This is a genomic window from Pedobacter westerhofensis, from assembly GCF_900182595.1.
Taxonomy (GTDB): Bacteria; Bacteroidota; Bacteroidia; order Sphingobacteriales; family Sphingobacteriaceae; genus Pedobacter; species Pedobacter westerhofensis.
In genome coordinates, this window is record NZ_FXTN01000009.1 from 163,099 (window position 1) to 185,581 (window position 22,483).

Here is a 22,483-nt window from a genome sequence, read left to right on the forward strand (position 1 = left end):
AATGAACAAATTCATTAAATCGATCATAGGTTTTGCCCTAAAAAATAAATACTTCGTATTTTTTGCCACGCTTGTGATGATCGTGGCCGGCTACCTAAGTTTCAAGAATACCACCATAGAAGCTTTTCCTGATGTCACCAATACCAATATCACCATCATTACCCAATGGCCGGGCAGAAGTGCTGAGGAGGTAGAGAAGTTTGTGACCAGGCCGCTGGAAATAGCGATGAACCCCACAGAGAAGAAAACCAGTATCCGCTCTTCATCATTATTTGGATTGTCTATCGTGAAAATCACGTTTGAGGATGATGTGGATTATGCTTTTGCCAGGGTGCAGGTAAACAACCACATGGATGATGCAGATCTTCCGGCAGGTGTTTCTCCCGGCATACAGCCTTCTTCCGGCCCAACAGGTGAGATCTTCCGCTATACATTGCAGAGCGATAAAAAATCTGTCAGGGAACTGAAAACCCTGCAGGACTGGGTAGTGGAAAGAGAGATCCTTTCTGTACCAGGAGTTGCCGATGTGGTAAGCTTTGGCGGAGAAGTAAAAACCTACCAGATCACGGTAGATCCGCAAAAATCTATACAGTACGGCGTAACCGCAAAAGAAGTTTTTGATGCAGTATCCAAAAGTAATATCAACGTTGGCGGTGATGTAATTACGCAAGCCGGACAAGCCTACGTGGTACGCGGTATAGGTGTGCTCAACAATATCGACGAGATCAAAAATGTGATCGTGGATAATATTAACGGGACGCCGGTATATGTAAAGACCATTGGCGAGGTAACTGAAAGTGCACTGCCCAGACTGGGTCAGGTAGGCAGGGATAACGACCCCGATGTAGTAGAAGGCATCGTGGTGATGCGCAAGGGCGAAAATCCCAGCGAAGTACTTAAACGCCTCAAGGAAAAGATCACCGATATCAATGAGAACATCCTGCCCGCGGATGTGAAAATCAACACCTTCTATGACAGGGAAAACCTGGTAAACTATGCCATCCATACGGTAATGCACAACATGATGGAAGGGATAATCTTCGTAACTGTTATTGTATTCCTTTTCATGGCCGACTGGCGGACAACAGTGATTGTTTCCATCATCATACCACTGGCATTGCTTTTCGCTTTTATCTGTTTAAAGCTGAAAGGTATGTCTGCCAATCTCTTATCGATGGGGGCGATAGATTTCGGGATCATCATAGACGGGGCCGTCGTGATGGTTGAGGGTATATTTGTAGCGCTCGACCATCGGGCGGAAAAAGACGGAATGGAGAAATTCAACAAGCTGAGCAAGCTGGGAATTATCAAAAGGGCCTGTCTTGAAAACGGTAAAGGGATCTTCTTTGCGAAGCTGATTATCGTAACCGGTCTGCTGCCGATCTTCACTTTTGAAAAGGTAGAAGGTAAAATGTTCTCACCGCTGGCATGGACCTTAAGTTTTGCCTTGCTGGGCGCACTGATCCTTACCTTTACCCTGGTACCTGCACTGGCAAGTGTATTGCTGAAGAAGGATGTAAAAGAAAAACACAACTTTTTTCTGCGGGCAATTACCAATGGAACGATCAGTATTTACAATGCGGCGTTTAAAGCGCGCAAGCTGGTGTTCCCGGTAGCGATGATCATCCTGGTAGCGGGACTGTTCAGCTTTAAATTCCTCGGAACAGAATTTCTGCCGACACTGGACGAAGGGTCGATCTATGTAAGGGCCAGCGCACCGCTGAGCATCTCGCTGGATGAAACCAAAAAGCTTTCCAATGAGATCCGCAAAATCTTCCTTCATTTTGATGAAGTGAAACAGGTGGTCTCCCAAACCGGAAGGCCAAATGATGGTACGGATGCTACAGGATTCTATAATATGGAGTTCCTGGTGGATATCTATCCTAAGGATGAATGGAAGCGCCACGAGACTAAGGAGCAGCTGGTAGAACGCATGCAGGAAAGGCTCAAAGGATATCCCGGAATTGCACTGAACTTTTCACAACCTATTTCAGACAACGTGGAAGAAGCGGTATCCGGTGTGAAAGGATCTATAGTGGTAAAGATGTTCGGCAACGATTATAATTACATCGAGAACGAGGAAGAAAAGATTGAGGCCATCCTGAAAACCGTACCCGGTATCGAAGATTTGGGTATCCTCAGAAACCTTGGACAGCCAGAACTGCAGATCAATCTTGATCAGACTAAAATGGCTTTATATGGTGTAACTACCGAAGATGCCAATGCAGTTATTGAAATGGCAATCGGCGGAAAGGCTGCTACACAGATTTTTGAAGGCGAACGCAAGTTTGACCTCAGGATCAGGTATCCTGATTCGTTCAGGCAAAACGAGCAGTCTATAGGTAATCTGCGTATCCAGAGTTTATCCGGTGCAAAGATCCCGCTGAGCGAAATCTCCACAATCAAAAAGGTAACCGGTCCGAGCATCATATACCGTGATAAACACGAACGTTACGGTGCCATCAAATTCTCTATCAGGGGAAGGGATATGGGCAGTACGATTGCCGAAGCGCAGGCTAAGGTAAATGCGAAAATTAAATTACCAAAAGAATATAATCTGCAGTGGGCAGGTGATTTTGAAAATCAGCAAAGGGCAACTGCAAGGTTATCACAGGCAGTACCGATCAGTTTGCTGCTGATCTTCTTTATCCTGTTCGTACTGTTTGGAAATATTAAAGATTCCCTGCTTGTATTAAACAATGTACCTTTTGCCATGGTGGGCGGAATACTGGCCCTCCTGGCATCAGGGGTAAACTTTAATATCTCTGCCGGGATTGGATTTATTGCACTGTTCGGGATCTGTGTACAGAATGGGGTGATCCTCTTAACCAGGTTCAAAACGAATATCGCAGACCTGAAGTATCATCCTACCTGGACATTTTCAGATGCGCTGAAAGATGGTATCGCTACGAGGCTGCGCCCGGTGATTATGACCGCGATGATGGCTGCTATCGGATTGATGCCTGCAGCTTTATCTACCGGAATTGGCTCTGAGGCTTCCAAACCGCTGGCGATTGTGGTGATAGGAGGGTTGATTACAAATACGCTGTTCAGTCTTTTTGTTTATCCTATAGTTTTCTACTGGGCATACAGGAAAAAAGCTGACCACATAGTAGATACAAGAGATTTGGCAAGAGCGGCGCAAAATAGTATTTAAGAATAGTTTTTCAGTTGGTTAGGGTTGTGTTTGCAGGAGCATAAAAGGATTGGCAGATCCACTATGTTCCTCGCCAAACACTGGGAAGGGGTGCTGCGCAAGCAGGCCCCTTTTTAACGTAATACACCAACTATATACTGGTCGTCCTTTGTTCGTAGGTTGCTCGTGATTACAAGGTTATTACGTAGGATCAAAATTAGATCTAATTCATTCTTTAAGCGCCTCCAAAGCATGTTTATCAGGTGTTTGCAAAGGATAAATATCATTTCAAACACGGAACAAACACGAATCAAACCCGTACCAAACCCGTCACAAATATAACGTTGATTTAACGTAGATACCCCGTATATACCTTGTAATACTGAGCAAAACCCGACCAGCGTACGAACGAAGCAGGATACTATGAAATAAAAATATGCATAAACTCTTGCAAGTTATTCCTGATATGTTTAAATTATTTGTAATTAATTGATTATTAACATAATTCTTTATTTTATGGCCAAAGCAAACATGGATGCCTGGGATGGTTTTATAGGTAGAGTTGGAGATACAGTTACTTACATTAGAATGGGGAAGCTGGTTAAGCGTAAGATCGGCATATCCTCTAAACCCGCAACCAAAGACCAGCGTAAATCCCGTCAAAAGATTAAAATTACAAATGAGTTTATTTCACCTGTAAAGGAGTTCATCCATGTTGGAATGAAACCTGAAGGGCTTGCGCAAAAAAAAACTGCGAATGACCTGATGCTTTCGCATACGCTCTTGAATGCGATTAAGGGTGAGTACCCCAATCAGGAAATTGATTATACCAAAGTTCAGTTTACTAAAGGTAAGATGCAAAAAACTACCGGCCTTCAGGTCAGCCTGAATGAAGACGGCCTGGAATTCTCCTGGGATACCGACCTCGTCAAAAACCAGTTCAGACACGATGACCAGCTGATGGTTCTTGTTTATCTTCCGAAGCTGAAAAGTGCAGAATTTGAAACCCATGCTACAAGAAGATCAGCAGGTAAATATCAGTTTTCGATGATCAGAGATGAAGATCCAACGTTAATGGAGATCTATGTGTCATTCATGTCTACTGATCAGAAGCGCGTCACCGACAGCGAATATTTAGGACAAATGATACTTCCTGCTTACGAAGAATAAAAATAAAATAGATTATGTCGCATTATCAACCTGGTGGTCTTGGCGAATTTCGCGGAAGAACGGGTCAGACTGTCGTATACAGATGGCGCCACCTTAAAATTGGCAGATCCAGTCCCGGCAAGTCCAGTAAACAACCTTCAGACCGGCAGAAAAAACAGCGCTCCCGTCTGGGATTAATTTCCCACTATCTGAGAAAGTTTGTTTTGGTTATACGTGATGGTTATCCCTCAAAAAGAAGATTGATGACTCCTATGAACGCTGCTGTAAAACAAAACTTTCATACCGCCATTACAGGTGAGTATCCAAATTTTACCATCGATGATTCACTGGTACAATTGAGCAAGGGAACACTGGATTCTGTTTACCGCCCAAAAGTAATCATCAGGGAAAATGGTGATATTGCAGTAGAATGGATCAACTCCCCCCGGCAAAAAATGGGTGTGGAAGATCATGATAAAGTTCATTTTGTTTTTTACAGCGATGTTCTTCGGCTCAGACAGTTGTTGTATTGGGATCATCTTGCCCTGCGACGTGATGGTCATGCTAATATGCCAGATACAGTAACTTATTTGAAAGGGCCGGTACATGCCTGGATGTTCCTGGTATCTGAAGATGGAAAGCGGGTTTCCAATTCCAGGTATCTTGGAGCGTTTAATTTCCAAAAGAAGCCTTGAAAAAATATCATGCATTGAATAATCAATAATAAATATATTTGTGCATGAGCAAAACCATAGTCATATCCGAAGAAACCATCATCAATAAAATATACTTGGTTAGAGGTCATAAAGTAATGTTGGACAGACACCTAGCAGAAATGTACGGAGTTGAAACCCGTGTGCTCAACCAGGCTATAAAACGGAATGAGAAGCGCTTTCCTGCCGACTTTATGTTCCAGATGACCAGTGATGAACTATCGGATTGGAAATCACAGAATGTGATATCCAATAAGGAGAAGATGGGCTTAAGGAAGTCACCAAATGTCTTCACCGAACAGGGCGTGGCGATGTTGTCTAGCGTGCTAAATAGCGAAACAGCCATAGAAGTGAATATACAGATCATTAGAACCTTTACCCGCATCAGGCAGATGTTGAGCGAACATACTGAACTTCGCCTGGAAGTAGAGAAAATCAAAAAGAAACTGGATAATCAGGACAAGAATATGGAAGTGGTATTCAAATATCTGGATGAACTGCTGGAGAAAAAAGACCAGCCTAAACCGGAACGCAAAAGTATCGGTTATACAATCAATCCCGGTGAAACTAAATAGCGAGTACCTAATAATCCAAACTACACAAACATGATGAAATTTAGCTAAACAGCTGCAAATGATCTACTTCTCTTGAATATCTTCCTTTTTTATCTCCGTAGGTTTCTCATCGTTTTTCTGTATCGAATCACTTCCTGTTTCAATCTCTACTTCACGGGTAGTAACAGCATAGTGGTTTGGCTTGATCTCTGATCCGTAATTGATTGCATAAGCTTTGGTAAACTCTGCGCCAAAAAAGAGGATAATCGAAGAATAGTAAGTCCATAGCAATAACACAACTAAGGAACCAGCCGCACCATAAGTACTGCCAACATTACTCTGATTGATATAGATAGAAATCCCAAATTTACCGATCATAAATAATATCGCGGTAACCACTGCTCCGGAGATGACATCCCGCCATTTGATCTGCGCATCCGGCAGTACCTTAAAAATCACCGCGAAGATCAGAGAGATCACGCCCAGCGTAATTACCTGGTTCAGGATATAAAAAAAGATAACCGACACCTCACTAAAGGTTTTTTCCAGTTTGGTACTAAAACCATCAATCAGTGAGGTTACGCCGAGAGAAACCAGTAACACAAATCCCAAACTGATGATTACCGAAAAAGACAAAAACCGGTTTTGTAATAATTTAAGCCATCCTCTTTTTGGTTTGGGCTTTAATCCCCATATCGTATTGATCGAATCCTGTATTTCCGCAAAAACTGTGGTGGCACCAATTAACAACGTTACACCTCCAATCACTATCGAAAAAAAGCTTTTGTTGCTCACTGCAGCATTTTTAATAATACCCTGAATCTGCAGGGCACTTTCTTTGCCCAAAAAATCAACAAGCTGATAGTATACCTGTCCTTCAATGGCTTCCCTTCTCCATACAATACTGCAGATGGAAATGATCAGGATCATCAGCGGGCCCATTGAAAATACCGTATAGTAGGCGAGAGAGCCGCTCAGCTTGGTCACTTTATGATCTGAAAATCCGGAAAATGAATCTTGCAGTACTTTCCAAAGACCCTTGAGTGTAATTTTTTTATTTGCTGTGGCTTCCATCTTTATCTATTTTTCTGTATTGAGGTATGCCTTGAATAACTTATCAAATTATAATTTGTTTTGATAAAAGAAATTTGAGACCTTGTGTAAAGTTCCGTTGAACAGTATTTTGAAAATATTGTCTTTTGTTAAACATATATGTTTCAACGGATGTTATTACCTTATGAAGAGATTGTTTACTACAAATTATAATCATCGTAGTTTAGATATTGCCTTGCTTATTCTGCGTTTAGGTATTGCAGGATTAATGCTTACACACGGAATGTCTAAACTCAATACGCTGCTTGATGGCGGCGCGATCCAGTTTGCAGATCCCTTTGGCTTTGGCGCAACAGCCTCACTGGCACTGGCAGTATTTGCAGAAGTATTTTGTTCTTTCCTGCTGGTATTGGGATTGGCTACGAGGCTCGCGGTACTGCCTTTGATCATCACCATGCTGGTTGCGCTGCTTACGGTTCATGCCAATGATCCGATCGGTAAACAGGAACCGGCACTGCATTATTTGCTGGTTTACGTTGTCCTGCTGATTACGGGGGCCGGGTCAATCAGTTTTGATAAATTGATCAGCCGCAGAAATACCCGTTCAAGAAGGGGATACTAACGCAATAATTCTATATTTGACCGTTATAGTGTTGCAGGATCGTATCCGCAACCTATCAAAAATATGCCCAACCCCTCAAAAAGATGAAGAAATTAGTATTGATATGCCTGGCAGCTGTAACCCTTTTTGGTTGTGGCGTAAATAAACAGGCGCAGCAAATCAAAGCGCTTGAAAAATGCAGGTACAGAGTGATCTCGGCCAGCAATATTTCTGTTGCAGGAACGGATGTGAAGCGTCTGATGAACAATCAGGATATTAACCTGGGCAGCCTGCCTGCACTTGCATTCGGGCTCCTGAGAAAAGATGTGCCCCTGCGTGCAACCGTAAATATGGAAATCGAGAACCCTGCCGGAAACCTGGCGGCGATCAATCAGTTTGAATATAAAATACTGATCAATAACCAGGAACTTGCCGATGGCTTTGTAGACCGTCAGGTGAGCATTGCCGCAGGACAGACGGTAACCGTACCTGTTGCTGTCAATGTAAATGTGTACCAGTTTATTTCCAATGCAAGGGTAATGTCTGAGATTTCAGATTTCCTGCGCGGAGGTGACAGAAAAGGGCTGGTTACTTTAAAAATCAAGCCTAGTATCATGGTAGGCGGCACGCTGATCAAATACCCTGGTTACATTACGATCGACAAAGAATTCAGCAGTAAGATTTTACTGTAGGGCTTTACATATTATTGTTACGTTGTTTGAACTCAGGATGCTGATTGCTGAGGTATTTTTAATTATTTTCGGCAATTAATATTGCTGTATGAATTATCGCCTGCCGTTTTTATGCCTCCTGAGCATTGCTCCTTTTTTTGTGAAAGCCCAGGCTTCAGCACAGCTGAACGCCGCTGAAATCAGACAGGGCCTGGCAGCTTTAAACGTTACAGGGAGCGTTTTGTATATCGCTGCACACCCTGATGATGAAAATACCCGCTTGCTTACTTACCTGTCAAAAGAAAAGAAAGTGCGTACCGGCTACCTGTCATTAACCAGGGGCGATGGGGGACAAAACCTGATCGGAACCGAGCAGGGAGATTTACTGGGCCTGATCCGTACACAGGAATTGCTGGCCGCAAGGCGGACAGATGGTGCAGAGCAGTTCTTTAGCCGCGCCAATGACTTTGGATTTTCCAAAACCTCTGAAGAGAGTTTTAAAATATGGGGAAAGGAACAGATCCTTTCTGACGTTGTATGGGTAATCCGCAACTTTCAGCCGGATGTGATCATCACACGTTTTCCTGAAGATGCCCGTGCCGGTCACGGACACCACCAGGCTTCGGCAATCCTTGCCCGGGAAGCATTTGCCGCTGCGGCAGATCCAAAGCGCTTTCCTGAACAGCTGAAATTCGTAAAAATATGGAAGACCAAACGAATTGTCTGGAACACCTTCAACTTTGGAGGCGCAAACACTACTTCAGACGATCAGATAAAGCTTGATGTGGGTGTTTTTAACCCGCTCCTGGGAAAAAGCTATGGAGAAATTGCTGCTGAAAGCCGCTCTAATCATAAAAGCCAGGGTTTTGGCTCTGCACTGCAGCGTGGTTCTGCAATAGAGTTTTTTAGTCCGGTGGCAGGGGATGCCGCTCAAAAAGATCTTTTTGAAGGCCTGGACTTTAAGCTGGACAGAAATAAGGGGACTGAAAAAGCTCAGCAAATGCTGAATGCGATTAATGCAGCTTATGATGCTGCCGCTCCGGCTAAATCTATTCCTGCTTTACTGCAATTGAAAGAGGAGGTGAAAAACCTGCCTTTTAAACATCAGCAGCTGGATGAACTGATTCTTGCCTGTGCAGGGATCTGGATGGAAACAACTACGCCAGAGCCGGCATACGCACTGGATGATTCTGTTCCGGTGCTGGTTAGTGTGATCTCACGCGTAGGAGCCGGCTTTCCAATGAAAATTACATTACAGGATTTAAGCAGGGGGAAGGTCTCAGATTTAAATCCTAACCAGATGGCTACACAAACAGTGATATTGTCTGCAAGGTCTATCGGTATTACGCAGCCATACTGGCTAAAGCAAACACATCCAACCGGAAGTTATTTGATTGACTCGCTGAACCATTTGGGCATGCCTGAAGCACCGGCGCCAAGTGCAGGAGTATACAGGATCAGTTTTGGAAAGCAGTTTATTGATATCACGCGGCCAATCGTTTATAAACATACAGATCCTGTAAAAGGGGAATTATACCAGCCACTCGTTATTGCGCCGCCGGTAACGGCTACCATGACAGAGAAATCATTCCTGTTCAGCAACAATACACCAAAGAAAATTACAGTACAGCTAAAGTCTTTTAAAGAGGGACTGAAAGGACTGATCAGTCCTCAGGTTCCTGCAGGATGGAAAGTTTCTCCTGAAAAAGTTGAGATTGACCTGCCGGCTAAAGGAACGGTAAAGAACCTTGAATTTATCATTACGCCTGCTGGCACTGTTTCCAGCGGTAAACTGTCGATTTGGGCTGCTGTAGATGGAAAAACGTACAATCAGGGTCTGAAAGTTTTATCCTATGACCATATCCCTGTGCAAACGCTTTTTCCCTTTGCCGAAGCTAAGGTAGAAAGGGCAGACCTGAAATTTGCTGGTATGAACATTGGCTATATCGCCGGTGCGGGAGATTTGATTCCTGAATCACTTACGCAAATCGGGTATCACGTAACCTGGTTAACAGAAAAACAGGTAATTGATGGTGATCTTTCTGCCTATGATGCGATTATCACGGGTGTACGTTTGTATAACATCAGCGACCAGATATCTGCCATGCAGCCAAAGTTGATGGAATATGTGAAAAATGGTGGCACGATGCTGGTTCAGTACAATGTAAACGGAACACTGAAATTTAATGATATTGGCCCGTATCCATTCAGGCTGACACGCGACAGGGTAACGGATGAAGATGCGAAAGTGAGCTTCCTTGCACCAAATGATGCTGCACTGAATTTCCCCAATAAGATTACGGCGAAAGATTTTGATGGCTGGATACAGGAACGCGGTTTATACTTTGCCGGTGATATCGATAGTCACTATGTGCCTGTACTGGGTATGAATGATATTGGAGAGCCGAGTGGTAACGGATCTTTGCTGGTTGCGCCTTTTGGCAAAGGGAAATTTGTATATACCTCACTGGCTTTCTTCAGGGAACTGCCTGCGGGCGTGCCGGGAGCATACCGCCTGTTTGTCAACCTGATTTCTAAAAACTAATTTATGCAGGACCAGCAGCAGCATAATGAAAACGAAGGGCAGGATTTACCCCCATTTGTAAAGACCTGGAAACAGTTTTACCTGCTGCTGATCGGCTGGCTGATATTTCTGATTGTAGCTTTTTACATTTTTACAAGGCTTACGCAATGAGTGGCTTAGACTGGGGCGTTTTAATTTTTACACTGGTGGTTATTGTGTCCTACGGGATGTACAAAAGCCGCGGTGCGCAAAATATACAGGGTTATCTGCTGGCCAGCCAGTCTTCGCCCTGGTATAGCGTGTGCCTGTCGGTAATGGCTACGCAGGCCAGTGCAATTACTTTTCTTGCGGCTCCCGGACTGGCTTTTTCTTCGGGAATGAGTTTTGTACAGTTCTATTTCGGACTGCCGCTGGCCATGATCGTTTTGTGTATCACCTTTGTGCCTATCTTTCACCGCCTTAAGGTTTACACCGCCTATGAGTATCTGGAACAGCGATTTGATTTAAATACGCGGGCACTCACTGCCTTTTTATTCCTGATCCAGAGAGGGCTGTCTACAGGTATTACTATTTATGCGCCGTCCATCATTTTATCCACCATCCTGGATATCAATACTGCCTATACTACTTTGTGTATCGGCGGGATCGTTGTTGCCTATACCGTTTACGGAGGCAGCAAAGCAGTTTCCTATACACAGATGCTGCAGATGAGCATTATCTTCCTGGGATTGTTTGCCGCGGGGATTATGGTGGTTCACCTGTTGCCGGCTGATATCGGTTTTGGCAGGGCGATCAGTATTGCCGGGAAAATGGGCAGGACCAACGCGATCGATCTGAAGTTCGACTGGAACAATCAGTATAATGTATGGAGCGGGTTGATCGGTGGGTTTTTTCTGCAGCTGTCCTATTTTGGTACAGACCAGAGCCAGGTTGGCCGGTATCTGACAGGTGCTTCGGTAAGCCAGAGCAGGTTGGGATTGCTGATGAACGGACTGGTGAAAATACCGATGCAGTTCCTGATCCTCCTTATTGGCGTATTGGTTTTTACTTTTTACCAATATAACCGCCCGCCTGTTTTCTTTAACAGCTTTGAGTTAAACAAACTTGAAAAAAGCAGTTATCAACCGCAGCTTGGTGTGCTCAAGGCAGAATACGAGAAAACCTTTCAGGCAAAACAGCTGGCAGTCAACAAGCTCAGTAAGGCACTGGAGAGTGACAACCAGCATGTGATAGACCAGCAACGCACAGTCCTGCAACAGGCCGATGAACATACAAAAGCGGTACGTAAACAGGTTACTGACCTGATGCTGAAAAATGATAAGGGTGCTGATATCAATGATAACAATTATGTTTTTCTCAGCTTTGTGACCCGCTATTTGCCAAAAGGGCTGATTGGCTTGCTGATCGCGATTATTTTTCTGGCATCGATGGGCTCTACGGCCAGCGCGCTGAACTCACTGGCATCAACCAGTGTAATTGATATTTATAAAAGATTAATCAATAAGGAAGCCGGTGATGAAAAATACCTGGCTGCTTCCCGATGGTCTACTGTGCTGTGGGGAGCCGTTTGTATTGCAATGGCCCTGTATGCCAGTAAAATCGGTAACCTGCTCGAAGCGGTGAACATTCTGGGTTCCTATATCTATGGAACAATCCTGGGAGTATTTCTGGTAGCTTTTTATATCAGGCATGTAAATGGCAAAGCTGTTTTTTATGCAGCTGTGATTACTGAGGTGATTGTTTGTATCTGCGGATGGCAAAAGGTCGTTGCGTATTTGTGGCTCAATCTGATCGGCTGCCTGCTGGTGGTACTGATTGCAATGCTGCTGCAGCTGGTATTCAAAAACCCTAAAAAAACCTTTTCTCAGATTTGATGTTTATGGTTTATACAAAACATAAACCTATGAAAGCATTAAATCTATTTGGAATATTAGCAATTGGAGCCTGTACATTTCAGGCTTGCCATAGTCCTGAAACCCGTGGTGGCCAGGGTGATTCTTCCATGAGTGATTCAGGTAAAACCGATACAGCAGGTGGCGCAGTACCAATGGGCTCGGGGCCTGCCGGTGACAGTTCTAAAACGGATAACATGGCGGGCAAAACCGGTGATGTAACCAACCAGTCTAAAGTTGATGATGATGAGGCTACGTTTATGAAAAAAGCCGCAATTGGTGGAATGATGGAGGTTGATGCAGGTAAAGTTGCAATGAAATCAACCAATCCAAAAGTAAAAGCATTTGCTGCTCAAATGGTGGCAGACCATTCTAAAGCCAATGCAGAATTGAAAGCTTTGGCAATGAAAAAGGAGATTATCCTGCCCGCTGAATATCCGTCAGAAGAAAAAGCACATATGGATATGATGAAGAAAATGACGGGTGCTGATTTTGACAAGCATTATATTGATATGATGGTTACTGACCATGATAAAACAATTGCCTTGTTTAAAACCGGTGCAATGGCACAGGATAAAGAGGTAAAAGATTTTGCGAATAAAACTATCCCTGTAATTACAGGTCATTTTGAAAAAGCAAAAGCTATTCAGGCTGGGATGAAATAGATCCGGGCAGCCTGAAATTTTATGATAAGCGGGGAGGTCATCATTTGGCCTCCCCGCTTGTTTTAGATTCAGATCTCGAATGCATAAGAATAAGGCTGAAAGCAAATAACTATTATGAGCATGATTTGATCGACAACCTTTTAACATAATTTAGTGGACATATCAGAACTTTCGTTCGCGTATTGTATCTCATATTTTTGGATGCCGAAATCATAGATAGGCTTTGGAATGAACACATATTTAGTTATTTTTGATTTATATCTTATTAGATTGCGTTTATGCATACAGTCGATCTTATTTCCAGAAGGATAAATACACTCGTTAAACTTGCTGAGAGGGAAAATGGAGTTTTTATAACTGATCTCAGGAAAGAATATCGTGCAGATCTTCAAAATTTTATTGTGGGCGAAACTTTAGGCGTAAGTGACGGAAAAGTAATTATAGGTAAAAATACTTATAAAAGATGGTTACAAAAGATCAAAACCAGTGGTTTTGATTATGATGTAAAGTTTATCTAAATGGCAATTGAAGATCAATTTAGAAAAATAAACGCGCTTCAAAAACAAATCCTCAAACTGGAACCAGCTCCTGTAAAATGGAACCAGGATTATCTGGAAAAAGTAAAAGTTGATTTTACGTATGCATCCAATAAGCTTGAAGGTAATAAGATATCACACGGACAGACAATACAAATATTAAAGGATTTCGTTAGCCCAAAGGATACTTCAATTTCTGATTATCTCGATATCCTCAATCATAAAAAGGTCCTTGATTTGGTTTTCGAAAACTATCAATCAGAACGTATTACTGAAAGTAACATCAGGAAACTCCACAAAGAGTTGATGAAAAATCCTGCGCAATGGGCAGATGATACATATTGCGACCCAGGCAAATACAAAATTTTTGAAAACCGTACATACAGATCTGACGGTAAAGAACATCTATATGCAGAGCCAGAGAAAGTCCAACCGGCTATGGAATTATTAATTAAGGAAACAAATGAAGCTTTAAATTCTAATTCTACTGATATTGAATTTAACCCCTTATCCATAGCTACTCGTTTCCACTTCGTATTTCTTAATCATATACATCCATTTGGTGACGGAAATGGCAGAATAGCACGTATTTTTATGAATCTTATTTTATTACAGAAAGGGCTTCCCCCTATTTTTATAAAAGAAGTTGACAAAAGAGATTACCTGGACTGTTTTACAAAGGAAGAAAAACAGCCCGGAGCAATGCTTGAATTTATGGCAGCACGATTAATTGAGAGTCTAAAATCAAAGAGAAAGTATCTCCTTGCAAGTTTGAATAAATAGAAATACCATTCTTAGCAAAAATAACTATGGAAGGATAATTATTACATCAATAAAAGCCTGTTTGATTTTCTAGCAAACGTAAGTGCTAAATAATTATCATGCATAGGAAAATGCCATTTTCTATACATGACGATGATCTCATATGTAGAAAATGGCACTTTCCTATACATGAGACCAGCATCATGTATAGAATTTATGAGATTATGAAACAGCAAAAAATGGCCTCCAAGATAATCTCAGAGGCCTGTGTGGAGCTGAGGAGGGTTTAAATGAACCCTTTGTGCGGCTTTTAATGCTGGTTAGGGCGGTTAATGAGGAAAATTAATTGGAAATTGGGGAATTGGGTTTTGAAGTGGTATGAGAGGCAAGAGGGCAGCCATCGAACACCTAATCAAGAGATTTGTTACTTCAACCGGAGCCTCCCCTCAGAGGTAAAAGACAGCTTACGGCTATGGCGGTTGACCAGTTATGTAGTGAGAGAAATCCAGCTAGGCTGAAGAGGGCAAGAATGAAATTAGCTACGCTCATAACATACATGCTCAAAAAAACTAATGTTTATTGGCTTATAACGACCTGACCAAAGTTTTGGAATCGATGGTATTTGTCAAACGACAATTATCATCATAATCTTTCGCCGGGTTCAGGCCAAAAGCACTCAAAAGTTCTTCTCGGACTACTTTATTAGCTGGATTACGTAGGTCAAAATGAGTGCTGTAATTAGGATTTTTACTGTAGTCAAACTTTCCTTTATTGGCAATGGCGTTTTTAATTTCTAATAAACCAAAATATTTAGGGTAAAAACCAATGCTATAGAAACCATAAGGGTTGGAAACTTCTCTTGAGTAACTATTCTCTGCGACGAATGGATTTTCTGCAACGAAATATTTGTTAAATGTGGTGATAGAAAGTTCCTGATGAATAAGGCCCCATTGTAAAAATGATGTATGTTTTTGCATATTGATATGTCGGCCATATGATATTGGAAAATCCAATTCTTCTGGCTTTAATTCCTTGTGTCCTATCACTTCAAATTGCCCGTAAAGCAACAAGTTATCCATCATATAATCGGATGGTAAAGAACCTGCGTGCTCTAAAATTGTTAGATCGATATTTTTAGTTTCAGACAAATAAGCATAAACCTTGACCAGTACTGGTTTGGTCATTATCAGATTCAAGCCGTGGTCACCAGATAGGATGCTCTTTTTTTTAATCTGGTCTATACTGGCCAGTACCCGTCCAAAGCCATATTGGGTTCTACTAACTTTAAAGACAAGGAAATCACCAGATTTAAACTTAGAGAGTTTGCGTTGGGCTTCCTTAAATTGATTAATTTCGACTAAATGCTTTGGTGGAGCGCTATTGACAAAGTCTGTTGCAATAATGCTTATTTCTAATGTTGCAGCATCTTTTACAAATTTCTTTTCCCAGCGAGTATCGTAAAAAGTGGTTTGGGTATTGTAATTGCCAATAGAAACACGTCCAAGATAATCTATGCCACAATATACACCAGTCGGTTGACGCGACTCCAATACTGAAAGGGTGAGTTTCTTTTCTTTCCCTTTACCCGTTTTAGGTAGTAGTATTGTTCTGCCACGAGTTAACTCATTGTACTGCTTTTCCTGATATTGCTCTTTAGTAGAGAGAATATGCCTTTTAATCACTTCTCCTTCAAAATAAAGAGTGCTATCCGGGCGATAGGTATCTCCCTTGAAAATCGTTCTTTCCCAATGTGGCTCTATCGGGTTTAAGCCAAAATATAGGCGTTGTTCATTTGTTAATTCAAATTTCATTAGCGCTATTTTACGCAGTTTAAGTTCTAAATAATTATCAATTATAATAAATGGCGCTTTTCCAGATATGAGCTTTGACCACTTACGCTACATAGGATCTTCATATAATATAAATGTAGATCCGTGTTCTATAGCATTATCGTAATAATCCTTTTTGTCCCCATGTCCTATTCTATCGGGACTAACCTTTCCCACTCTGGAAAATTCGATATTGCTAAATCCAAGTTCTGCAATAACCTCTTCTGCTTGTATTGGGGCATATTCAGAATTTTTATCTTGTTTCAAATAAAATAAAAAGGCATGTTTTTCTCCGACTGGATACTTGTGCTTCGATTTTTCTGTTATGCATGCAGATCCTAAATATATGTGTATTTCAAAACTCATTTATAAATATATAAGATTTAGTCTAACTGACAAACTTAGCGATTAAAACAACATAACAAAAGGGCCTCAGTGGAGCCGAAGGGGTTCGAACCCTTATCCACTTCAGTGGCCCATTACCAGGATGGATGTCAGCAAATGCTGGCAAGATCCAAGCCTCAAACAAAAATATTTCAAATTATTTTTGACGATAATTAATTTCTTTAATACATTTGTTTATTAATAAAACATTATTGTAATCTATTAGGATAAATAATGTTTTAAAAATTTTATAGAGTCTTGCGGCTAGCAATCTCAGGCCGTGACGTAAGACAGCAGTTTACCCATTATCTATGTGTAGATGTACTATATTTGTACCTCGAGATAGATTTGGGGTCTGCTGTAATTCCGTGTTTACGTAAGGCCTGAGAAACTTTTGCTAGCCACGGTTGGCGGACCCCAAATTTATCATTCCAACCCCAGGACTCATTGTAGTGAAACCGACTAAAATGAGATATATGGAAATGCATACCACCACAGCAATCAACCACCAGACAAACCATTTTAAGAAATTCGTTAACCGTCTGGTAGAGAGATTTCAGCCACTGCAGCTTTTCTGCTTCGCCAAAACCAACCTTATTGCAGAGACGAATGGTTGTTTTACAGCAACTGAAAGCAGCTACAATTGTAATTACTGTTTACTGATGGTGACAGAGAAGGCTACACGCATTGATCATGAAGTACAGGAATTTTCAAATATCTACTATCATCACGGCACAATTTCGGTGATCAGCCACAGTCAGCAGACAGTATCGGAAGCACTCAGGGCCAACAGCAGGTTTTTTATCCGGATATACACTACTGGACAGCTGTTATACAGCCGTGACGGAATGAGCAATTTCGATTTTACCGACAGGTTTATTCCAACGCTGGCCGCAAAAAAAGCGCAAAAACATTTTGATCATCATATCCCCCTGGCAGAGGGCTTTCTGCACGGTGCGGCTGAATGTCTAGCCAGAAAGGACTTCAATGTCTCCACCTTTATGCTCCATCAGGTAGTAGAGCAATGCTCAATTGTTCTGCTCAGGGTACACCTGGCTTACCGTTCTGATATTCACAATTTACTTCGCATGTTGCGCTTATGCTGTTCGTTTTCAGACCGGCCGATCCAAACATTTTTATCAGGAAGCCCTGAAGATGAACGCTTATTCAACCTTTTACTCAAAAGCTATTGTGACTCCCGGTATGCAGGTGATTTTTCAGTCTGCGCAAATGATGCACAAATCCTTTTGGATCGTGTATCATTATTCTTAATGCTCACAAAGGAAATGTGTATTGCCAAAATTGAAGAATTAGCACATCAAGCATCAGTATATCAGGAACTAATGGGAGAAAATGAAGTTGCGCTTAAGAAAGTTTTGCATTAAGCTGACCAGCAATTACCCTTAACTTTTCTTCTGCGTTTTGCAATTGCTGCTGTAGTTCCTGTGCTGCTAAAGCAGTGCTTAATTTAAGCTCAGGAATCATATTTTTGTAGTAATTAATCCCATTTTGCAGCTGTGTTGTAAAATTTTCAAAGTACTTCTGTTTTTTCGTATTCAGATCATCCAGCTGTGCATTCAGGTCTTTTTTCAGATACTCAACATACAGGTTAAGCTCATTGATGAACAGGTTTGGCCGGCTGATCTTAAAGCTAATGGCTTCCTTTCCATAAATATGGTTAACCATTTCTCTGAGTGTATACGTTTTTGAAAAATAAGCCAGGTTTGGGCCGGGGCAAATGCTTACTGCTTTGTTTTCACGCGGTTTCAGCATCCCATTTTTGAGGTACGTTGAAGCACATAATCCTTCACACAGACAGATTTTCTCCGTAACTGCATCCAGTTTTTCTTTCAAAACATCAGGTTCTGTCTCGGTTAACATCAATTCTTTGATCTTTAGGTGCTGATATTCCCTTGAAGCTGTACAAATCGGCAATGCTGTAAATTCTGTATTGGTAGATAGCAACTTTTTTTTGCATGGGCTGCCCGGCCTGCCCTTTTCAATACGTTGTAGCCGCTGTTCTTCCATCGTACTTTGTTTAAAGTTATTGAACAGTACGCCTAATGGAGAAGAATTGCTGATGTAGTAATCTTCACTTGTTGCCCCAGCCAGTGCAGCCAGGGTATTGTTATCTACGTTGGTCACTTCAGGAACCAGCAGAAAGGGGCTTCCCCATCCGGCGGCATCCAGCTGGTAATAATTGATCAGGAAGCTATGTTCTTCGGCGGTGCCGATCCCACCCTGTGCGGTAATTTTTAAGCCCGGTTTTGTGGATACCCTGATGTCTTTGGCTTGCAGTGCAGAATGGTATATCCCATAAAGTTCATTGCTTAGTTCTGTCCTTTTCTGTTTAAACTCTTCGAGGATCGGGCCCAGTAAAAAACCTTCGGTAGCAAAAGCATGGCCGCCGCAGTTCAGTCCTGATTCTACCCTGAACTCGTTTACCCAAAGGCCTTTTTTAGCCAGCATCTTTGCCTGGATCAGGGCAGACCGGAAATCGCTCACTTTAAGGATGATCTTTTTCCTGATCAATCCTGCTTTATCAGGGAAGAAATCTTTGCAGGTTTCCATATAGGCATACAGCCTTGGGTTTAAACCTGCTGAAATAACTACAGAGGAGTATAGGGTACTGTTGGCAAAACCCCGCATGGCCGCTACGGCATCAGTAAAATCATTGCCCAGGTTTTCATGAGCGGCATTGTAATTCGCTTTGTCTACTTTAGACATAATATTTACATCGATCCCGCCTGCCGTCATCTGCCACCGCAATTCTTTCTGCAGCACGTCTTTTTCTTCGCCTTTTTCCATCTGCATCATATGTCTGTAGATCATCTTTGGACGTGAATGCTGCGGCAGCAATTCAAAATAGTTATGGATATCATTTCCCGGAGCAAAACTTTGCAGCCTGAGCAGCCTGAACTGCTCATTCACCAGCCTGTGCAACAGGTTGAGATAGGCCGTGATTCTCCTGGCCCTTCCATCTTCGTCCTCTTTGGCTATCGCAACGTATTCCAGCTGATTTTCTGCACAATGAAACTTGCGCATGCGCTCACAGAGCTCGTCGTCTGTGATAGAAACAACGGAGGATATGCCATATCTGGCTACTTTTAATGGAGTGTCTATCGAATAGCCTAATCCTAGAACGGGAATATGAAAAGTATGGGTCATGCGCTGTTGTTTTATCTGTAGGGTAGCAAAAGAGCACAGAAAAATTAAGGTAAAATATGACAGCGGTCATTATTTTCGATGACCAGTATTAATCCTTATCATGATGCGGATCATGAAAACAGATGCTCCCTGCAATGATATTTGTGGTAATCAAAACATATATATTATGGCAACTTTAGCACTAACACATCAACCAACCATCTCATTATGGGCAAAGTTTATCACTTTTGCTGATAGTCAGAAAGAAAACAGATTAGCATGGTTCCTTGTATCACTTATTTTGCACGCCACGATGCTTGTACCCATCACATTTATCCTGGTCTATTCTCTTGACGGACATGTGATTCCCTGTCTGGCAGTCAGCATGATTATCTTTTTTGCAAATATTGTAGCTAATATGAGCGGCGCCAACACCAGGTCTACCATCTTTCTCTTTGGCTTAAGCCTGTTAATTCATAGCGTAATACTGATCATCACCGTAGCCGGTATTTAGCTATATTTGTAAAAACACCCTATGGAAAATGCGAGGCTTTTACATTCAATTATTGAAACAGCAATAGATGGAATTATCACTATCGACAGCAAGGGGATAATGGAAAGCCTCAATCCTTCGGCGCTCAGGCTCTTTGGATACAATATTGACGAAGTTGTGGGTGAAAATATCTCGATGCTGATGCCCGAGCCGGATCATTCTGCTCATGATGAGTACATCGGTCATTATCACCGTACCCATGAAAAGCATATTATTGGCAAAGGAAGGGAAGTGAGGGGCCTGCGCAAAGATGGCTCTACCTTTCCCTTTCGCCTGGCCGTAAGCGAGGTGAAATATGAAGACCGGACGATCTTTACGGGTTTTATCCATGACCTTTCAAAGGAAAAGGAAGCAGAGGAGCGGCTGAGGGAATATGCTACTGAACTGGAGGGACTGGTAGAAGAACGCACAAAATCGCTCAAGAAAACAGTAACTGCCTTGAGGGAAGCCAAAGAAGAAGTAAGTTTATCCCTTGAAAAAGAGAAAGAACTGAACCAGATGAAAAGCCGTTTTGTGTCTATGGCTTCGCACGAGTTCCGCACACCGCTCAGTTCGGTGCAGCTTTCAGCTTCGCTGATTGAAAAGTATGCTCAGCCTTACGAGAACCCGCAGATTGCAAAACATGTACATAAAATAAAAAACGCCGTTGGCAACCTCACCACCATTCTGAATGATTTTCTGTCGCTCGAAAAATTGGAAGCCGGGAGAGTGGAACCCACCTTTCAGCAATTTGATCTGGTCAAACTTGCCGAGGAGATCACTGAAGAAATGCAGATGATTGCCAAGCAGGACCAGAATATTATCTATCAGCATACGGGACTGGAAAGCATGGTGATGCTGGACCAGAACTTACTGAAAAATTGTATGATCAACCTGATCAACAATGCGATCAAGTACTCCGGTGAAAATACCTTTATCGAATTTAATACGGAGATCAGCGACCAGCAGTGCATCGTGACGATCAAGGATAACGGGATCGGAATTCCTGATTCGGACCAGGTCCACCTGTTCCAGCCTTTTTTCAGGGCACACAATACAGGGAGCATTCCCGGAACGGGACTGGGACTTAATATCGTGCTGCGGTATGCCGGCCTGATGAATGGTGAAGTTCAGTTTGAAAGCAAAATTAACCAGGGAACCACTTTCGTTCTCTCTTTTAATAAATAGACCGTCATGAGTAAAATAAAGATACTGGTTATCGAAGATAATGATGATATCAGGGAAAGCATTGTGGAAATACTTGAACTCGCCGGATACGAAGTTACGGAGGCAGGTAATGGAAAGGAAGGCGTAGAAATGGCCAATGCAAATTTGCCTGATCTGATCTTGTGTGATATTATGATGCCGGAACTGGATGGCTACGGTGTGTTATACCTGCTGAACAAAAATCCGCTGACGTCGGCTACGCCCTTTATATTCCTCACAGCCAAAGCTGAGCGTATGGATATGCGCAAAGGGATGGAAATGGGCGCCGACGATTATCTGGTAAAGCCTTTTGATGATGTTGAACTGCTGAACGCGATTGAAAGCCGTCTGAGCAAAAAAGAGAAACAGGAGGTTTTCTACAGCAAATCGATGACGCAGCTCACGCATCTGGCTGCTGGGAATGCAGGCGTTAAAGAACTCGATAAGATGATCACGGAACGAAAGGTGCGGAGCATCAGGAAGAAACAGATCATTTATTATGAGGGCGACCAGGTGTCAGGAATCTACTTGGTGCTGACCGGTAAAGTAAAAACTATAAAACTGAGCGAGGACGGAAGAGAATTGCTCACCGGTATGTATGGGCCCGATGAATACTTTGGAATTCCGGCATTGCTGCTCAACGAACCTTATGCCGAAACAGCGGAAGCCCTGGAGGATACAACGATCTGCCAGTTGCCCAAAGATATGCTTGAAGAATTGCTGAACCGCTATCCTGATGTTGCAAGGCAATTTATCCATATCCTTTCCAATAACCTGCTGGACAAGGAAGAACAGTTACTGCAACTGGCCTATCATTCTGTGCGTAAACGCATGGCCGAAGTGCTGATCAGGCTTTGTAAGCTGGAAAAGCAGGAGGGACAGATCAGCCTGCGTATTTCAAGGGACAATCTTGCTGCAATGGCAGGTATGGCTACAGAAACCGTGAGCAGGATCCTGAGCGACTTTAAAGACGAGGGGATCATTGAAAGAAAAGGCAGCCAGATTGGTATTCTTGACTATCTGAAGCTGCAGCAGATGAAAAACTGACAAGGATCATATTTATGGCTGATTCATCTCATTCTGTAAAAGCGTTTATCCACCTAATTTTGGTTATTAACAAATCAATTTG

General features: G+C 42.4%; 20 protein-coding genes. 16 read left to right on the top strand and 4 right to left on the bottom strand.

Annotation, left to right across the window (positions count from 1 at the left end; translation table 11 throughout):
* Window position 1 precedes the first annotated feature (1 nt).
* From FN831_RS17930 to FN831_RS17945, 4 genes are all read left to right on the top strand, one after another.
* Entirely contained in the window at window positions 2–3,157 is a 3,156-nt protein-coding gene (locus tag FN831_RS17930; RefSeq protein WP_142529563.1) for an efflux RND transporter permease subunit, read from the top strand.
* A gap of 495 nt (window positions 3,158–3,652) precedes the next feature.
* Entirely contained in the window at window positions 3,653–4,306 is a 654-nt protein-coding gene (locus FN831_RS17935; RefSeq protein WP_142529564.1) for a DUF6266 family protein, read from the top strand.
* 14 nt (window positions 4,307–4,320) lie between these two features.
* A complete protein-coding gene (locus FN831_RS17940; RefSeq protein WP_142529565.1) occupies window positions 4,321–4,980 on the top strand; it encodes a DUF6266 family protein in 660 nt (219 codons plus the stop codon).
* A 44-nt stretch (window positions 4,981–5,024) separates the two neighbouring features.
* Window positions 5,025–5,573 carry an ORF6N domain-containing protein gene (locus FN831_RS17945; RefSeq protein ID WP_142529566.1) on the top strand — a complete coding sequence of 183 codons (549 nt, stop codon included), beginning with the start codon at window positions 5,025–5,027 and terminating at the stop codon, window positions 5,571–5,573.
* A 63-nt stretch (window positions 5,574–5,636) separates the two neighbouring features.
* On the opposite strand, the gene FN831_RS17950 is transcribed toward FN831_RS17945, so the two are convergent.
* Complete coding sequence (locus tag FN831_RS17950; RefSeq protein ID WP_142529567.1) at window positions 5,637–6,626, bottom strand: YihY/virulence factor BrkB family protein; 990 nt, start codon at window positions 6,624–6,626, stop codon at window positions 5,637–5,639.
* A 163-nt stretch (window positions 6,627–6,789) separates the two neighbouring features.
* Between FN831_RS17950 and FN831_RS17955 the strand changes: the two genes are divergently transcribed.
* The 8 genes from FN831_RS17955 to FN831_RS17985 all read left to right on the top strand — a co-directional run bounded on the left by FN831_RS17955 (window position 6,790) and on the right by FN831_RS17985 (window position 14,277).
* The gene (locus FN831_RS17955) at window positions 6,790–7,227 is read left to right on the top strand and encodes a DoxX family protein (RefSeq protein ID WP_142529568.1); all 438 of its coding nucleotides are present in this window, start codon (window positions 6,790–6,792) and stop codon (window positions 7,225–7,227) included.
* 83 nt (window positions 7,228–7,310) lie between these two features.
* Window positions 7,311–7,898: a hypothetical protein gene (locus tag FN831_RS17960; RefSeq protein WP_142529569.1), complete on the top strand. Its 588-nt coding sequence runs from the start codon at window positions 7,311–7,313 to the stop codon at window positions 7,896–7,898.
* Between the two features lie 88 nt (window positions 7,899–7,986).
* Entirely contained in the window at window positions 7,987–10,422 is a 2,436-nt protein-coding gene (locus FN831_RS17965) for a PIG-L family deacetylase (protein ID WP_142529570.1), read from the top strand.
* Window positions 10,423–10,425: 3 nt separating this feature from the next.
* Complete coding sequence (locus FN831_RS27755) at window positions 10,426–10,572, top strand: hypothetical protein (RefSeq protein WP_185960527.1); 147 nt, start codon at window positions 10,426–10,428, stop codon at window positions 10,570–10,572.
* Window positions 10,569–12,275 carry a sodium:solute symporter gene (locus FN831_RS17970; RefSeq protein WP_142529571.1) on the top strand — a complete coding sequence of 569 codons (1,707 nt, stop codon included), beginning with the start codon at window positions 10,569–10,571 and terminating at the stop codon, window positions 12,273–12,275. Before FN831_RS27755 ends, FN831_RS17970 begins: the two co-directional genes overlap by 4 nt.
* A gap of 29 nt (window positions 12,276–12,304) precedes the next feature.
* The gene (locus FN831_RS17975; RefSeq protein ID WP_185960528.1) at window positions 12,305–12,958 is read left to right on the top strand and encodes a DUF4142 domain-containing protein; all 654 of its coding nucleotides are present in this window, start codon (window positions 12,305–12,307) and stop codon (window positions 12,956–12,958) included.
* Window positions 12,959–13,236: 278 nt separating this feature from the next.
* Entirely contained in the window at window positions 13,237–13,476 is a 240-nt protein-coding gene (locus FN831_RS17980) for a hypothetical protein (RefSeq protein ID WP_142529573.1), read from the top strand.
* Window positions 13,477–14,277, top strand: coding sequence for a Fic family protein (locus FN831_RS17985; RefSeq protein WP_142529574.1), 801 nt, complete (start codon window positions 13,477–13,479; stop codon window positions 14,275–14,277). It abuts the gene before it with no gap.
* A 563-nt stretch (window positions 14,278–14,840) separates the two neighbouring features.
* Here the strand turns inward: FN831_RS17985 and FN831_RS17990 are convergent.
* On the bottom strand, window positions 14,841–16,067 hold the full coding sequence (locus tag FN831_RS17990; protein WP_142529575.1) for an immunity 26/phosphotriesterase HocA family protein: 1,227 nt from the start codon (window positions 16,065–16,067) through the stop codon (window positions 14,841–14,843).
* 87 nt (window positions 16,068–16,154) lie between these two features.
* Window positions 16,155–16,451, bottom strand: a complete 297-nt coding sequence (locus FN831_RS17995) for a hypothetical protein (RefSeq protein ID WP_142529576.1) — start codon at window positions 16,449–16,451, stop codon at window positions 16,155–16,157.
* A 494-nt stretch (window positions 16,452–16,945) separates the two neighbouring features.
* Between FN831_RS17995 and FN831_RS18000 the strand changes: the two genes are divergently transcribed.
* Window positions 16,946–17,854 carry a HEPN domain-containing protein gene (locus FN831_RS18000; protein WP_185960529.1) on the top strand — a complete coding sequence of 303 codons (909 nt, stop codon included), beginning with the start codon at window positions 16,946–16,948 and terminating at the stop codon, window positions 17,852–17,854.
* Here FN831_RS18000 and FN831_RS18005 read toward each other — a convergent pair.
* Complete coding sequence (locus FN831_RS18005; protein ID WP_142529578.1) at window positions 17,835–19,637, bottom strand: hypothetical protein; 1,803 nt, start codon at window positions 19,635–19,637, stop codon at window positions 17,835–17,837. The genes FN831_RS18000 and FN831_RS18005 overlap by 20 nt on opposite strands.
* Window positions 19,638–19,803: 166 nt before the next feature.
* On the opposite strand from FN831_RS18005, the gene FN831_RS18010 reads away from it, so the two are divergent.
* Genes FN831_RS18010 through FN831_RS18020 form a run of 3 tightly spaced genes read left to right on the top strand, consistent with a single transcriptional unit; the run spans window position 19,804 to window position 22,401 of the window.
* Window positions 19,804–20,130: a hypothetical protein gene (locus FN831_RS18010; protein WP_142529579.1), complete on the top strand. Its 327-nt coding sequence runs from the start codon at window positions 19,804–19,806 to the stop codon at window positions 20,128–20,130.
* Between the two features lie 21 nt (window positions 20,131–20,151).
* Window positions 20,152–21,336, top strand: a complete 1,185-nt coding sequence (locus FN831_RS18015) for a PAS domain-containing sensor histidine kinase (RefSeq protein WP_142529580.1) — start codon at window positions 20,152–20,154, stop codon at window positions 21,334–21,336.
* 6 nt (window positions 21,337–21,342) lie between these two features.
* Window positions 21,343–22,401 carry a response regulator gene (locus FN831_RS18020; RefSeq protein ID WP_142529581.1) on the top strand — a complete coding sequence of 353 codons (1,059 nt, stop codon included), beginning with the start codon at window positions 21,343–21,345 and terminating at the stop codon, window positions 22,399–22,401.
* Window positions 22,402–22,483: the final 82 nt, after the last annotated feature.

Coding starts and splice junctions, on each gene's coding strand:
- FN831_RS17930 (WP_142529563.1), top strand. CDS start 2: ATGAACAAATTCATTAAATCGATCATAGGTTTTGCCCTAAAAAATAAA.
- FN831_RS17935 (WP_142529564.1), top strand. CDS start 3,653: ATGGCCAAAGCAAACATGGATGCCTGGGATGGTTTTATAGGTAGAGTT.
- FN831_RS17940 (WP_142529565.1), top strand. CDS start 4,321: ATGTCGCATTATCAACCTGGTGGTCTTGGCGAATTTCGCGGAAGAACG.
- FN831_RS17945 (WP_142529566.1), top strand. CDS start 5,025: ATGAGCAAAACCATAGTCATATCCGAAGAAACCATCATCAATAAAATA.
- FN831_RS17950 (WP_142529567.1), bottom strand. CDS start 6,626: ATGGAAGCCACAGCAAATAAAAAAATTACACTCAAGGGTCTTTGGAAA.
- FN831_RS17955 (WP_142529568.1), top strand. CDS start 6,790: ATGAAGAGATTGTTTACTACAAATTATAATCATCGTAGTTTAGATATT.
- FN831_RS17960 (WP_142529569.1), top strand. CDS start 7,311: ATGAAGAAATTAGTATTGATATGCCTGGCAGCTGTAACCCTTTTTGGT.
- FN831_RS17965 (WP_142529570.1), top strand. CDS start 7,987: ATGAATTATCGCCTGCCGTTTTTATGCCTCCTGAGCATTGCTCCTTTT.
- FN831_RS27755 (WP_185960527.1), top strand. CDS start 10,426: ATGCAGGACCAGCAGCAGCATAATGAAAACGAAGGGCAGGATTTACCC.
- FN831_RS17970 (WP_142529571.1), top strand. CDS start 10,569: ATGAGTGGCTTAGACTGGGGCGTTTTAATTTTTACACTGGTGGTTATT.
- FN831_RS17975 (WP_185960528.1), top strand. CDS start 12,305: ATGAAAGCATTAAATCTATTTGGAATATTAGCAATTGGAGCCTGTACA.
- FN831_RS17980 (WP_142529573.1), top strand. CDS start 13,237: ATGCATACAGTCGATCTTATTTCCAGAAGGATAAATACACTCGTTAAA.
- FN831_RS17985 (WP_142529574.1), top strand. CDS start 13,477: ATGGCAATTGAAGATCAATTTAGAAAAATAAACGCGCTTCAAAAACAA.
- FN831_RS17990 (WP_142529575.1), bottom strand. CDS start 16,067: ATGAAATTTGAATTAACAAATGAACAACGCCTATATTTTGGCTTAAAC.
- FN831_RS17995 (WP_142529576.1), bottom strand. CDS start 16,451: ATGAGTTTTGAAATACACATATATTTAGGATCTGCATGCATAACAGAA.
- FN831_RS18000 (WP_185960529.1), top strand. CDS start 16,946: ATGGAAATGCATACCACCACAGCAATCAACCACCAGACAAACCATTTT.
- FN831_RS18005 (WP_142529578.1), bottom strand. CDS start 19,637: ATGACCCATACTTTTCATATTCCCGTTCTAGGATTAGGCTATTCGATA.
- FN831_RS18010 (WP_142529579.1), top strand. CDS start 19,804: ATGGCAACTTTAGCACTAACACATCAACCAACCATCTCATTATGGGCA.
- FN831_RS18015 (WP_142529580.1), top strand. CDS start 20,152: ATGGAAAATGCGAGGCTTTTACATTCAATTATTGAAACAGCAATAGAT.
- FN831_RS18020 (WP_142529581.1), top strand. CDS start 21,343: ATGAGTAAAATAAAGATACTGGTTATCGAAGATAATGATGATATCAGG.